The organism is Jannaschia sp. L-14R, from assembly GCF_056857695.1.
The window spans coordinates 451,038-465,487 of record NZ_JBSXNP010000010.1; the positions used below are offsets into that span (position 1 = coordinate 451,038).

The 14,450-nt window shown below is 62.4% G+C and carries 11 protein-coding genes and 1 pseudogene; 8 read left to right on the forward strand and 4 right to left on the reverse strand.

What is annotated here, in order from left to right; translation table 11 throughout:
* The first annotated feature begins 258 nt into the window (after positions 1-258).
* From argC to AC13C2_RS10580, 7 genes are all read left to right on the forward strand, one after another.
* Positions 259-1,170, forward strand: a complete 912-nt coding sequence (gene argC / locus AC13C2_RS10550) for an N-acetyl-gamma-glutamyl-phosphate reductase (RefSeq protein WP_092761665.1) — start codon at positions 259-261, stop codon at positions 1,168-1,170.
* A gap of 67 nt (positions 1,171-1,237) precedes the next feature.
* A complete protein-coding gene (locus AC13C2_RS10555; RefSeq protein WP_482886781.1) occupies positions 1,238-1,753 on the forward strand; it encodes a hypothetical protein in 516 nt (171 codons plus the stop codon).
* Positions 1,754-1,894: 141 nt separating this feature from the next.
* Positions 1,895-2,944, forward strand: coding sequence for a FliG C-terminal domain-containing protein (locus tag AC13C2_RS10560; protein ID WP_092761669.1), 1,050 nt, complete (start codon positions 1,895-1,897; stop codon positions 2,942-2,944).
* A gap of 557 nt (positions 2,945-3,501) precedes the next feature.
* The gene (locus tag AC13C2_RS10565; RefSeq protein ID WP_482886782.1) at positions 3,502-4,503 is read left to right on the forward strand and encodes a ligase-associated DNA damage response exonuclease; all 1,002 of its coding nucleotides are present in this window, start codon (positions 3,502-3,504) and stop codon (positions 4,501-4,503) included.
* Positions 4,500-5,369 carry an alpha/beta hydrolase gene (locus tag AC13C2_RS10570; RefSeq protein ID WP_482886783.1) on the forward strand — a complete coding sequence of 290 codons (870 nt, stop codon included), beginning with the start codon at positions 4,500-4,502 and terminating at the stop codon, positions 5,367-5,369. The genes AC13C2_RS10565 and AC13C2_RS10570 overlap by 4 nt, the downstream gene beginning before the upstream one ends.
* A complete protein-coding gene (locus AC13C2_RS10575) occupies positions 5,366-6,964 on the forward strand; it encodes an ATP-dependent DNA ligase (protein ID WP_482886784.1) in 1,599 nt (532 codons plus the stop codon). Before AC13C2_RS10570 ends, AC13C2_RS10575 begins: the two co-directional genes overlap by 4 nt.
* Positions 6,965-7,014: 50 nt before the next feature.
* A complete protein-coding gene (locus tag AC13C2_RS10580; protein ID WP_092761676.1) occupies positions 7,015-7,893 on the forward strand; it encodes an amidohydrolase family protein in 879 nt (292 codons plus the stop codon).
* On the opposite strand, the gene AC13C2_RS10585 is transcribed toward AC13C2_RS10580, so the two are convergent.
* The 4 genes and pseudogenes from AC13C2_RS10585 to AC13C2_RS10600 form a co-directional block, all read right to left on the reverse strand.
* Entirely contained in the window at positions 7,894-8,667 is a 774-nt protein-coding gene (locus tag AC13C2_RS10585) for a gamma-glutamyl-gamma-aminobutyrate hydrolase family protein (RefSeq protein WP_482886785.1), read from the reverse strand.
* A 219-nt stretch (positions 8,668-8,886) separates the two neighbouring features.
* Complete coding sequence (locus tag AC13C2_RS10590; RefSeq protein WP_424337890.1) at positions 8,887-9,315, reverse strand: GlcG/HbpS family heme-binding protein; 429 nt, start codon at positions 9,313-9,315, stop codon at positions 8,887-8,889.
* A gap of 37 nt (positions 9,316-9,352) precedes the next feature.
* Entirely contained in the window at positions 9,353-11,500 is a 2,148-nt protein-coding gene (locus AC13C2_RS10595; RefSeq protein ID WP_482886786.1) for a malate synthase G, read from the reverse strand.
* A 66-nt stretch (positions 11,501-11,566) separates the two neighbouring features.
* Positions 11,567-11,722, reverse strand: a pseudogene (locus AC13C2_RS10600) (DUF2256 domain-containing protein).
* 99 nt (positions 11,723-11,821) lie between these two features.
* Between AC13C2_RS10600 and pepN the strand changes: the two are divergent.
* A complete protein-coding gene (pepN, locus tag AC13C2_RS10605; protein WP_482886787.1) occupies positions 11,822-14,368 on the forward strand; it encodes an aminopeptidase N in 2,547 nt (848 codons plus the stop codon).
* Positions 14,369-14,450 lie beyond the last annotated feature (82 nt).

Here is a 14,450-nt window from a genome sequence, read left to right on the forward strand (position 1 = left end):
AGGTGCTTCCCTTTCCCGACCTCGCCGTTAGGATCAAGGCGTGCATACGCTTGCAAGAACGCTAGCCGGGCAAGTGCCGCGCGCGCAAGATGAATCTTCCATGGGTTCAAAGACTGATTTTCGCAGCGATAGAAACACGGGATTTTCGGTTTTTCACCACATCCGGCAGCCCCTCGCCCCTCCGGCGGCCGGGGTCCGGTGCCGTTGCACGTAACCCGCCACCGTCGTATCCATCCTCCGACAAACGGAGACGACAGCATGACGACCGCAGTGTTCATCGACGGCGAGTCCGGGACCACCGGCCTGCAAATCCGTGACCGGCTGGAGGCGCGGGACGACATCCGTCTGGTGTCGGTGCCGACCGAACACCGCAAGGATGCAGCCGCCCGAAAGGATGCCTTCGCCGAGGCAGACGTCTCCATTCTGTGCCTGCCCGACGATGCAGCCCGCGACGCGGTGATACTGGCGGGCGGCACCCGGATCATCGACGCCTCGACCGCGCACAGGACGGCGGCGGCCTGGGTCTACGGCATGCCCGAATTGCCCGGTCAGCGGGATCGCATCCGCGACGCGACCCGTGTCGCGAACGTCGGTTGCTATGCCACCGGGTCAATCGCCATGCTGCGGCCCCTGACAGATGCGGGCCTCGTACCGCACGATCACGGTGTCGTTCTGACCGGCGTGTCCGGATACACCGGCGGCGGCAAGGCGCTGATCGCGGAGTACGAGGCAGGGACGGCGCCTGACCTTTATCTCTATGCGCTGACCCAGTCGCACAAGCACATCCCCGAGATCATGAAATACGGCGGCCTGACCCGAAAACCCCTGTTCCAGCCGATGGTGGCGAATTTCGCTCAGGGCATGATGGTTCAATTGCATCTGCATGCGGATCTGTTGCCCGGCGAAATTGCCGGACACGCCCGGATCGAGGCCGCACTGCGCGATTTCTATCACGGCGATCCGTTCGTCAGCGTCGAAATGGCAGGCGATCGGATTGATCCCCAGGCCACGCGCGACACCAACCGGATGATCCTGTCTGTACAGGGCGACGGCGCAGGCCGGGTGACGGTAACGGCGGTTCTCGACAACCTCGGCAAAGGCGCGTCCGGCACTGCGGTCCAGAATCTGAACATCATGATTGGCGCCAAAGAAACCGCCGGGCTGACATAAATCGTTCTGATTCTCGCCTTATTGGCAAGGCAAGCATTGCGGGTCTGCCAACACCGAGGTTTTAATCATGATCCGTTACATCGCCTTGTCCGTGATGCTGCTGCCCGGCATCGCACATGCCCAGAAATTTGTGAGTGCCACAGATAGCACCGACGCGACAGTGGTCGAACCGGCCGTCGAGCAGCCCGCCGACAGCTTCACCGTCGCATCGACTGAGACCGCCGAAGGCGATCCCGTCCAGACCGCCAGCCTGGAAGAGCCTGTGGATCCCGCCGCCGACTATGGCGACAGCATCGTCATCAACTCCACAACCGATCTGGAGCTTCCCGATTTCGTCGTTCAGACGAACGTATCCGGCAGCACAAGCATCGATGGAAACACCCTCATAGCCCGCGTCGAGATCGACAGCGAAGGCGAATCGACGCTGGCGCTCGCCACGGCCGGATCGAGCGCCGAAATCTACGACGAGAGCACGGCAACATCTGATGCGGCCAACTTCGAAGTCGGCGAATGCAATGCCGGGACCGACTGGGCCAACAACGACGCCAACTGCTGGAACAGCTACCCAACTGCAGTAGATTGACGCATCGACCGGATCGCAGACCCGGCACCTGATGAACGCGAAATCCGGAACCCGTTGTGGATGGCCTCGTCACCGCAACGGGTTCTTAACGTTTTGGGTTCATGACTCCGTCACCTGACCGCGCGGTGAACGGAGTCTGCCTTGACCTATCAGCCGACGAATGTCCCGGTTCCGGGCCTTCCACCTTCGGGCGGCCCGCTGACACGGCGCCAGAAAGCGGCGGTGGTGATCCACCTGCTCGTTTCCGGAGGGGCAGATCCGGGCCTGCGCGACCTGCCGCCCGATCAGCAGCGGCAACTGGTTGATGACATGGCCCGGTTGCGCTTTATCGATCGCGGCACTCTGGCTGATATCATCGCCGAATTTTCGGCCGAACTCGACAGCATCGGCCTGCACTTTCCGCGCGACCGCGCCAAGGTGCTTGCTCTTCTGGAAAGCCAGCTTTCGCTGGATGTGGTTGACGCAATGACCAATGAATTAGGGAATGCCGCCCTGCCCGGCAGCGGACCATGGACCAAGATTTCCGAACTCGATGCGGCCGGCCTGAAGACAATGATCGACGGCGAATCCGACGAAGTCTGCGCCGTTCTCCTCTCTAAGCTCCCTGCGACGCGGGCCGCCGAACTGATGCAGTTACTGCCGCCGGAACGGGCGGACCGCATCGCTGCCGCCTTTGCCAAAACCGAAGATGTCACTCCGACTGCCGTGGCTCAGATCGGCATTGCGCTCGGCCGCGAAAGGGCATCGCGCAAGCCTGTCGCCTTTGCGACCGACGGGGTGCAGCGGGTCGGCAATATACTGAATGCGGCAACCTCCGGCGTGCGTCGCGCCATCCTCGACAGTCTGGAGGCGACCCATCCGGATTTCGCGGCCCGCGTCCGCTTCGCCGTGTTCAGCTTCGAGAATATCGCCGACCGCATTTCCCCGCGCGACATGCCCAAGGTTCTGCGCGGACTGGACGGGTCTGTGATCGTTACCGCCCTTGCCGGCGCGGCCGACGACATGGCCGAGGTCGTGGATTTCATCCTCGGTTCTATCTCCAAGCGGATGGCCGACCAATTCCGCGAGGAGATCGGCGAACGTGACCCTCCGACCCCGGAAGAGACCGAGCTTGCGATGAGCGAGATCGTCGCGATGATCCGCAAGATGGAAGACGACGGAGAGTTGACGCTGAACGCACCCGAAGGATGATACATTATAGGCCTGCGGCCATGACTTCGTTCCCAGCCATATACAGGCAGGCAACGCGCCTATGAACCTGAAAAACGGGAAAGGCCAGTTAAGCCAAGCCTCTCGGTTCCATGTCAGGTCGGTTCAGGCTGGACTGCGGAATACGAAGATCGCCACCACAACCGCCAGGAACGCTAACATTCCCAGACCCGTCTGGGTCATCGTGATGCTTTCACCGTGAACCTGGCTCATCACGTCGCCAAGGCAGATTGGGCCGGTTTTAAGGCCATTTAAGCAGACATTCATCATAAACCCCCCGGTTTGAATAAGGCAGTTATGCCGTTACAATAAGGCAATCTGGGGGCAGCGCTGTGGATCGTGGCACAACTATGGCACGGATTCGACCCTATTGCGGCCCGCAAGTGTCAAAATTCAGGGGCTATCGAGGAGTGCTCCATGTCGGAGGAATTTGTGATTCGCCACATTCCCGCCTGAATCTGGACGCCGACACAGATGTCGGAAAAGCTTACGGCGTCTGGCGACTGGTCCTGATGACGATCAGGCCCTAAATTATCACCATGGTTCTCGAATTTCGTGACGAAGGCATCTATTGCCCCGCCGGCGGCTTCCACATCGATCCGTGGAAGCCGGTCGATCGTGCGCTGGTGACCCATGGCCACGCCGACCACTCCTATCCCGGGCATCGCCGCTATTTGACAACACACGCAGCCGCCCCGGTCATACGCCACCGGCTGGGGGAGATCACACTCGACGGGATCGCCTTTGGCGAAAGACGCGATATCAATGGCGTCACCGTCAGCTTTCACCCCGCAGGTCACGTCCCCGGCAGCGCGCAGATCCGCGTCGAGCACAAGGGCGAGGTCTGGGTCGTGTCGGGCGATTACAAGACCACCGCCGATGGCCTGTCAGAGCCGTTCGAGCCGGTGAAATGTCACGCTTTCATCACCGAATGTACCTTCGGATTGCCGGTGTTCGACTGGCGCCCCGAAGCTGAACTGGCAGCGCAGATCAACGATTGGTGGCGGGCGAATGCCGAACAGGGCCGCGTGTCCGCGATCGGCGCCTATTCGCTGGGCAAGGCGCAACGCGTCATTACGATGCTGGACCCAGACATCGGTCCGATCCTGACCCATGGCGCGGTCGAGAACACGAACGAAGTGTTGCGCGCGCAAGGCCTGCGCCTGCCGGACACGGTGCGCGTCACCCCCGACCTCGATCCCAAGGCCTCTCCCGGTGCCATGCTCATCGCACCGCCCTCTGCACTCGACAGCACCTGGTCCCGACGCTTCGGGCCGGTCGCCACGGCCTTTGCATCGGGCTGGATGGCGCTGCGCGGCGTGCGGCGCAGGCGGGCAACCGAGCGCGGTTTTGTCGTCAGCGATCATGCCGACTGGAAGGGTCTGAACGCGGCTATCGCGGAAACCGGCGCGACGTGGATCTTCGCGACCCACGGCTATACTTCGACGTTCCGCGACTGGCTGGAGCATCAGGGCTACGATGCGCAGATCGTGCAGACCGAGTTCGGGGACGAGTTGCTCGACGCCGAGGATATCGCATGAGTTGGCGGGACCGGGCGCTGGTGGTGATCTGCCGGGGCATCGTCAAACCGGCACTGACCCTGCCCCTGCCCTGGGCGCTGCATCGGCATGCGGTCCGGCTGCTGACTCCGCGCACGCCGCAGCTCGACGGGATGACAGTCACAAGACGAACAATCGCGGGAGTCCCCTGCCACGTTTTCGCACCCATGGATGCGGCGGGTTCCCTTCTCTGGCTGCATGGCGGCGGATTCGTTCTGGGATCGGCCCGCAGCTATGCCCGCCTGGCACTTGCCCTGGCACAACGATCGGGGCGACACGTGATCCTGCCGGAGTATCGTCTTGCGCCGGAACATCCTTTCCCGGCTGGGCCGGACGATTGCATTGCCGTTGCCCGTGAACTGATCGCCGCAGGCCCGCTTGCCCTGGGCGGTGACAGCGCGGGCGGAACCCTTGCCCTGACGACATTGGCCGACCTGCTGGCGGACGGCACACCGCCGGAACGGGTTGTTCTTGTCTCGCCTGCAGTCGACCTTGATCCATCCCGACCGACGCCGGACATACGTGGCGAGATGATCTTCCCCTTGGCACTGCTTCACCGTGTCGCCCGCGATTACGTCGGATGCGCCGACCCCAGAAATCCGCGCGTTTCCCCGATCCACGCGGTCTTCGACAATTCTCCGCCGGTGCTGATCCAATGTGCCACGGGCGAGGTGCTCGAGGCGGATACGGACGCCATCGCGGAGCACCTGGTCCGCGCGGGCGTCTCCGTAGAAGTGCAAAAAACGGACGGTGTGCCGCATGTCTGGCAATTATTCGTCGGCCGCACGCCCAAGGCCGACCACGCCGTCGACGCGATGGCGGCCTTTTTGCGGGGAGGCACGGCATGAAACGTTTCGCCACCCTGTTCACCGCGTTGGATCAGACCACAAAGACCACGCTCAAGACTGCTGCGCTGGCTGCGTATTTCGCCGATGCGCCGGAACAGGACCGCCTCTGGACGATTGCCCTGCTGTCGGGACGCAGACCCAAGCGCACGGTCAACGCCAGCCGCTTGTCGGAATGGGCTGCCGAACTGGCGGACCTGCCGATGTGGCTGTTCAAGGCGAGCTATGATGTGGTGGGTGACCTGGCCGAGACCATCCATCTGGTCCTGCCCGAACCGGGCGCGACCTCGGACCGCAGCCTGACCGACTGGATCACCGATATACGCGCCTTGTCAGCCGTCGATGAACCCACGCGCAAGGCCGCGATCCTGCAGGCGTGGGATCGGCTGGCAGGCACGGAGCGCTTCGTCTTCAACAAGCTGATCACAGGCGGGTTTCGTGTCGGCGTGAGTCAAAAGCTGATGACCCGCGCGCTGGCCCGTGCCACCGGCATTGCAGAGGTGGAACTGGCGCATCGCCTGATGGGCAACTGGACGCCGGACAGCACAGGCTATGCCGCGCTGATTACGGACCCGGACCCTGACGCTGACCTGAGCCGACCCTATCCCTTCTGTCTGGCCTATGGCGTCGAGGGAGATGTGGCCAACCTGGGTCCGCCTGCGGATTGGCTGGCGGAATGGAAATGGGACGGCATTCGCGGACAGCTGATCCTGCGCGGCGGACAGCATCACCTGTGGTCGCGCGGAGAGGAGTTGATGACCGACCGTTTCCCCGAATTCGCCCGCGCCGCCGATTTCATTCCCGATGGCACGGTTCTGGACGGCGAAATTCTGGTCTGGGACGCCGAAGCACATCGCCCCCTGCGGTTTTCGGCACTGCAACCGCGCATCGGGCGCAAGACGGTGCCGAAGAAATTGCTGGCCGAAGCGCCTGTGATCCTGCGTGCCTATGACCTTCTGGAACAGGGCGGGAAAGACCTGCGCGCCCTGCCCTTTGTCGAACGACGCGCGCGTCTGGCGACGTTGCTGGCCGACCTGCCGTCGGACGCCCCGGTCGCCATGTCGCCATTGATTCCGTTCGAAACTTGGGACGATCTGGCGAAGGTCCGCGCCACCGCCCGCGATGCGGATGCCGAGGGTCTGATGCTGAAACGCCGCGACAGCGTTTATCACGTCGGCCGCAAGAAGGGCGACTGGTGGAAGTGGAAGCTGGACCCGCTCTCGCTGGATGCGGTGATGATCTATGCGCAGGCCGGGCACGGGCGACGGGCGAACCTGTACACCGATTTTACCTTCGCGGTCTGGAAGGGAAACGAGCTGGTGCCGTTCACCAAGGCCTATTCAGGCCTGACCGACGAGGAGTTTCGCAAGATCACCCACTGGGTGCGGCGCAACACGCTGGCGCGCTTCGGTCCGGTGCGGCAGGTCCCGCCCGAGCATGTGTTCGAGATCGGGTTCGAGGGCATCCAGAAATCCACGCGCCACAAGTCAGGCGTGGCGTTGCGATTTCCCAGGATGTTGCGCTGGCGCAGGGACAAGCCGGTGCAGGAAGCGAACTCTCATGATGATTTGCTGCAAATGCTGGAGCAATATGGCTGACAGCCGTTGATGACATTGTCGCGGGGTAGTCCGGTCGATACACTTGCAACATGACACTGCCGCGCTCCGATCCGCCGCTGCCCGCGACCGCGCCCGCCCGCCGTGCGCCGGAGGGGGCATGTGATACGCATGTTCACATGCTCGGCGCGCCATCGGATGCCCGGCTGTGGGACGGGCGGGTCGAGGATCCGGCCGAGGGCTGGAACTTCCGCGATTACATTGCCGCCTACCGCGCGCAGATGACGACCCTCGGCACAACGCATACGGTCATCGTCCAGTCCATTCTTTATGGAACCGACAACGGCCTGGCCGCCCGGACCATAGATACCCTGGGCCGGGAGACGACCCGCGGGATCGGCCTGGTGACCGATACGGCGACCGAGGATCAACTGGATGATCTGCAGTCCGAAGGGTTCGAGGGCGTGCGCCTGAACTATGTTCATGGCGGCGTCCTGTCGTGGGATGGCGTCGAGGCGATGGCCCCGCGTCTGGCCGACAGGGGACTGCACGTGCAGATGCTGTTGCAGGCCGACCGCCATATGGCCGAACTTGCCCCCCGGATCGCCGCGATGCCTGTGCCGGTCGTTCTGGACCACATGGGCTGGCCGGACCTGTCGAAAGGAGTCGACGAACCGGGGTTTCGCGCCCTGCTCGACCTGATGGAACATGGTCATGTCTGGGTGAAACTGTCTGCGCCCTATCGCTTTTGCGCGACACCGTTCGAGGCGGCGGATGCGCATGTTGCGGCGATGCTGGCGGCCAATCCGCTGCGCTGTCTGTGGGGGTCGGATTGGCCACAGATCATGCTGGGCGGGGCAAAGCGCGGCGCGGCAGGCGCGCTGCTGGATGCGTTTGACCGGGTTTGCCCGGACGACGAGGTGAGGCAGGCCGTTCTGGTGGACAATCCGGCCCGTCTTTACGGGTTCTGATCAGCCCGCGCGTTGCAAAGGTGTCGACCGTTCCGCGCGCCATGCCCGACAGGCATCGCCGAAAGCCTCGAACAGCGGGCGCGACACCGGGTCGTCGTCCGCATTCCACTCCGGGTGCCATTGCACGGCCAGCGCAAAGCCCGGTGCGCCGTCGATGAAGATGGCTTCGGGCGTTTCATCGGGGGCCCAGCCATCAATCCGGACGCGCGGCCCCGGTTGCTTGATCCCCTGCCCGTGCAGCGTGTTTGTCAGGACTGTCTCGGACCGCATCAGCCGGGCAAACGGCCCGCCCGGCGTGAAATGCACGTCGTGGCGCAGGGCGAATTTCTCCTCCAGCGTGCCGTCGGGGGGCATGCGATGATTGGTGCGCCCCGGCAGGTCGCGGATTTCGGGATGCAGCGTTGACCCGAAGGCGACCGCGATCTCCTGAAAACCACGGCAGATACCCAGAACGGGCTGACCCCGCTCGACCGCCGCGCGGATCAGCGGCAGGGCCACGCGGTCGCGGTTGCGGTCGAAGGTGCCATGCGCATCGGTTTCGGCCTCGCCGTATTCCTCGGGATGGACGTTGGGCCGCCCGCCGGTCAGCAGAAAGCCGTCGAAGGTTTCGAGCAACTCGTCGATCCCGACCACCGAGGGATCGCCGGGAAAGGTCAGCGGCATCGCACCCGCGACCTTGGATACGGCATCAGTGTTCATAGAGCCGTTGGCATGGGCAGGATATTGGTCGTTGATAAGATAGTGGTTCGAGATGATGCCGACGATCGGGCGCATGTCAGTCCTCCGGTTACAGGGGAAGATAGCGACCCGGATGCGCTCGCGATAGTCCGGCATCGGCAGATGCGGGGATGCGCTGGCGCACAAGGCCCGTCTGGCCCGTGGATGACGGCAGGAGCGGCCTGCACTATGCCGCTATCCAGATTGATCCCGAACCGAAGATGGGCGCTTGCCGCGGTCCGTGGCGCAAAACTCCCGCAACCCGAGCGGTGGCGGTCAGGCCTCGCCCTTAAGGCCCGCCGCTTCGATCCCGGCAAGGCCCGCAACCGCGTCGTTGTCCGATGTGTCGCCGGTGACCCCGACCGCGCCGATAATATTATCCTTGGCATCACGCACCAGTATGCCCCCCGGCACCGGAACGACCTGCCCGCCGAACACACCGTTCACGGCGGCCATGAAATAGGCCTGCTGTTCGGCGCGCGCCATCTGGGCCTTGCCTGCCATGCCCAGCATGATCGAGCCATAGGCCTTGCCGTGTGCGATGGCGAAACGGCCCGGTGCGGCGGCATCGTCCCGTTCGAACGCCTTCACGTTACCACCAGAATCCAGCACGATGACGGACAGTGGTTTCAGATCCATCTCCTTGCCACGCGCCATGATGCCTTTGATGATCTGGCGGGCGCGGCGCAGGTTGATTTCGGCCATTGATATGGTCCTTTCGATAAGTTTTCGGTGGGTAGCGTCAGCTGGCCTTCAGCTCTAGCCGGCGCCGGTGCAGCACCGGTTCGGTATAGCCGGATGGCTGCACCCGACCCTTAAATACAAGGTCCTGCGCAGCCTTGTAGGCGATACCGTCGAAGCCGGGCGCCATCGGCACATAGCTTGGATCGCCCGCATTCTGGGCGTCGACCTTGGCGGCCATCTTCTGCATCCCGGCCTCGACCTGATCGGCCGAGATCACACCGTGGTGCAGCCAATTCGCCAGCGCCTGTGACGAAATCCGGCAGGTCGCGCGATCTTCCATCAGGCCGACGTCGTTGATATCCGGCACCTTGGAACATCCGATACCGGCATCGACCCAACGGACAACATACCCCAGGATGCCTTGCGCATTATTCTCGATTTCCGCCGTGACCTCCGCGTCGGACAGGTTGCGCCCCTCCATCACCGGTATGGTCAGCAGATCCTCCAGCGTGCCCCGCGCGCCACCGGCGGCCAGTTCGTCCTGACGGGCCAGAACGTCGACATGATGATAATGCGTCGCGTGCAGCGTCGCGGCGGTCGGCGACGGAACCCAGGCACAGGTCGCGCCAGCCTGCGGATGACCGATCTTCTGTTCCAGCATATCGGCCATCAGGTCGGGCATGGCCCACATCCCCTTGCCGATCTGCGCCCTGCCCTTCAAGCCGCAAGCCAACCCGATATCAACGTTCCGGTCTTCATAAGCCTTGATCCAGGGAGTTGATTTCATCTCGCCCTTGGGCAGCATCGGTCCGGCTTCCATACTGGTATGTATCTCGTCGCCGGTCCGGTCCAGGAAGCCGGTATTGATGAAGGCCACGCGCGTCTTGGCGGCCCGTATGCACTCCTTCAGATTGACCGACGTCCGGCGCTCCTCGTCCATGATGCCCAGTTTCACGGTATTCGCGGGCAGACCCAGCAGCGCTTCGACGCGGGAGAATATCTCGTCCGCGAAGGCGACCTCTTCGGGGCCGTGCATCTTGGGTTTCACGACGTAGACCGACCCTGTCACCGAATTGCGTGGCCCATAGGTCTTTTTCAGATCGTGCATCGCGATCAGCGTCGTGATCGCCGCATCCATCAGTCCTTCGGGAATCTCGCTGCCGTCGCGCAGCAGGATGGCCGGGTTCGACATCAGGTGCCCGACATTGCGAATTAACATCAGGGCGCGTCCCTTAGCAGTGATGACGCCACCCGGACCGTTGAATTCCATGTCGGGATTCAGCGCGCGGGTGAAGGTTTCGCCGCCCTTGGTCACCTGCTCCGAGAGGTCGCCACGCATCAGCCCCAGCCAGTTCGCATAGGCACCGATCTTGTCTTCCGCATCAACGCAGGCAACCGAATCTTCGCAGTCCATGATCGCGGAGAGCGCCGATTCCAGATGAATCGCGTCCAGACCCATCGGATCGTCACGGCCGATCGTGCCGTCCCGCGCGATCACCAGAACGATCCCCAGCCCGTTATTGCGCAAAAGAACGCGGATCGTGCCATCAGTCTCGACCCATCCTTGATAAGCGTGTGGATCGGCGATCTCCACGACGTCGGCACCCTTGCGCAGTACGGGTCGGTCGTCCTCGATCTTCAGATCGGTCACGTGCTTCCACGACCCCTGAGTCAGCGGCAGCACCTGATCCAGAAATCCCTTGCCCCAATCGATCACCCGCTGACCGCGCGCCGCGTCATACCCCTTACCAGACGGCAAATCGCCGATCGCATCCGTGCCGTAGAGCGCGTCATACAGGTTCCCCCAGCGCGCATTCGCAGCGTTCAGGGCATACCGTGCATTGGTGATCGGCACGACCAGCTGCGGTCCGGGAACCTCTGCGATTTCCGGGTCAACGCCTTGCGTTTCCAGCGTGAAATCGGGGCCTTCGGGAACCAGATAACCGATGTCAGTCAGGAAAGACTTATAGGCTGTGGCATCGTGCGGTTGACCGGCGCGGGCCCTGTGCCAATCGTCGATCCGGGTCTGGATCGAAGCGCGTTTGGCAAGCAAGGCCGCGTTCTTCGGTGCCAGATCGTGGACGAGCTTCGAAAAGCCGTCCCAGAAGGCGGCGCTCTCGACGCCGGTGCCGACAAGTGCCTTGTCGTCTATGAAGCTGGCCAGATCGGTCGAGACCTGAAGGCCGGATTTATTGATACGGGTCATGTCGATCCTTCCTTGAGCGTTGACAGGGATGTAACGCGCAGGTTTCCTATCGGCAACAAGGATTGGTCAAGTTTTCTTACCGCTTCGCCTCAAACGGCATTTGTCTGAACAATATCGCACCTGGTCCCAATCCTTTGCCCACTTTCGACGCTATGTGAACGGCCGCCCGCAGGTCGCACAGGTTTTCGTCGGCATATTCGCCTTCCGCATCATCCTGGCCATGGCGAAACCGCCCTGGTTTCGCTGTGTTCCCCGCCTCAGCGGAAATAGACTGGCGCCCCCATTCCGCCAGCCCTAGCTTGCCCGCAAAAGGAGCCTTCCATGCGCGATGCGACCCCCGAACAGGATCAAACCATCTATCTGGCCGATTATGCCCCCGTTCCCGTGACGGTGACCCACGTCGATCTGCAGGTCCGTCTGGACCCGTTGGCAACGCGCGTTTCTTCCCGCCTGACCTGTATCCGTCAGGGGCCGGGCGACATGGTTCTGAATGGCGAACTGCTGAAGCTGCTGGCCGTCCGGCTGGACGGAGAGGAGTTATCTCCAGACGCCTACAGTCTGACCGAGACGACGCTGACGATTCTGAACGCCCCCGACAGCTTCCTTTTGGAAACCGAGGTCGAGATCGCGCCGCAGACCAACAAGGCCCTGTCCGGGCTGTACATGTCCAACGGCATGTATTGCACACAATGCGAGGCCGAGGGGTTCCGCCGGATCACGTACATGCTGGACCGGCCCGACGTGATGGCGACCTATGACGTGCAGATCGACGCAGACCTTCCCGTAATGCTGTCGAACGGCGACGAAACCGGTCATGGACACTGGCGCGATCCATGGCCCAAACCGACCTATCTGTTCGCGCTTGTCGCGGGCGACCTGATCGCGACAAACGACAGTTTCACCACGATGGACGGACGCGACGTTGCGCTGAATGTCTGGGTCCGGCCCGGCGACGAGGGGCGGACCGCATATGCAATGGACAGTCTGAAACGTTCGATGGCCTGGGATGAAAAAGTCTATGGCCGCGTCTATGACCTGTCGGTGTTCAACATCGTGGCGGTCGATGATTTCAACATGGGCGCGATGGAAAACAAGGGGTTGAACATCTTTAACTCCAAATATGTCCTGGCCTCGCCTGAAACCGCGACCGATGCGGATTTCGCCAATATCGAACGCATCGTCGCGCATGAGTATTTTCACAACTGGACCGGCAACCGCATCACTTGCCGCGACTGGTTTCAGCTGTGTCTCAAGGAAGGGCTGACGGTGTTTCGCGATCAACAGTTCAGTCAGGACGCGCGCGGTTTTGCGACGCAGCATATCGGCGACGTGCTGAACCTGCGCGCACGCCAGTTTCGCGAAGATGCCGGACCGCTGGCCCATCCTGTCCGGCCTGAAAGCTTTGTCGAGATCAATAATTTCTACACCGCCACCATCTATGAGAAAGGTGCCGAGCTTATCGGCATGCTGCGCACGCTGGTGGAGGCCGAAGGATATGCCGCCGGATGCGCGCTTTATTTCGAACGGCACGACGGGCAGGCTTGCACCATCGAAGACTGGCTGGCCTGTTTCGAGGCGGCGACGGGTCGTGATCTGACACAGTTCAAGCTGTGGTACACGCAGGCTGGAACACCAGTCGTGAAAGTGACAGAATACTTTAACGACGGCTCGTATCGTATTGACCTGGAACAGGTCATCCCCGACACGCCGGGTCAGGCAAACAAGAAACCGATGCCGATTCCACTGGCCTTCGGACTACTGGCTCAGGACGGGTCGGAAGTTGTCGGAACGCAGATCCACGAGCTGACGTCCGAGACCGACCACCTGTCGTTCGATTTGGACGCAAAGCCGGTTCTGTCAATTCTGCGGGGCTTCTCCGCGCCAGTCATCCTCGACTTCGTCCAACCAGACGCGGAGCGGCTTACCCTGCTTGCGCATGATACCGATCCGTTCAACCGATGGGAGGCCGGTCGGGCGCTGGCCAAGGACCGGCTGATGCGTGCGGTAACGGACGATGCTGACTTCGACACGCCATGGCTGGACGCGATGACGACCCTTGCGACTGATACCGATGCCGATCCGGCGTTCCGGGCACTGGCGCTTGCGCTTCCGTCCGAAGACGATCTGGCACAGTCGCTGCACAATGCCGATGTCGTCCCCGACCCGGATCGGATCTATGCCGTCCGCCGCGCCGCACAGCTTGCGATGGCCGAGCATCTCCGAGACGACCTGTCCGACCTTCGTGAGAGCAATGCCACCCCCGGCAGTTACGACCCGAAAGCCGAGGACGCCGGCAAACGGGCGCTTTCCGCTACCCTGCTGCGGTTGCAGACGATGCTCGATGGCGGCAAGGCGGCGCGTGCGGCTTATGACGCGGCCAACAACATGACCGATCGCATGGCGGCCTTCGCCTGCCTTCTGGATGCAGGCGACGAGACGGTCGCCCACCGCTTCGAACAGGATTGGCAGGATGATCGCCTGGTGATGGACAAGTGGTTCATGGCGCAGGTCGCCCATGCCGCGCCGCGCGATGCGGTGGGTGTGGCCGATCGCTTGACCCGACACAGGGATTTCGACGCGTCGAACCCCAACAGATTCCGGTCCCTGATCGCGGGGCTGACGGGCGGCAATCCGGCAGGATTTCATAATCCCGATGGTACAGGCTATGAATTCCTGGCGTCATGGCTGTTGCACCTTGATAAATCGAACCCCCAGACTTCGGCTCGCCTGTCGACGGCATTCGACGGCTGGACCCGCTACGATGCCGACCGTCAAGCCATGATGAAGGCACAACTGGAGCGAATTTCGGGAACAACAGGTCTCAGCCGTGACCTGTCGGAGATGGTGATCCGGATGCTGAAAGCATGACACGTCCGGATTATCGGGTATCGTCGGGCAATGGGGATCATGCCGACGCGGCTGATTGATTTAGGTGGGTGTTACGGCGCGG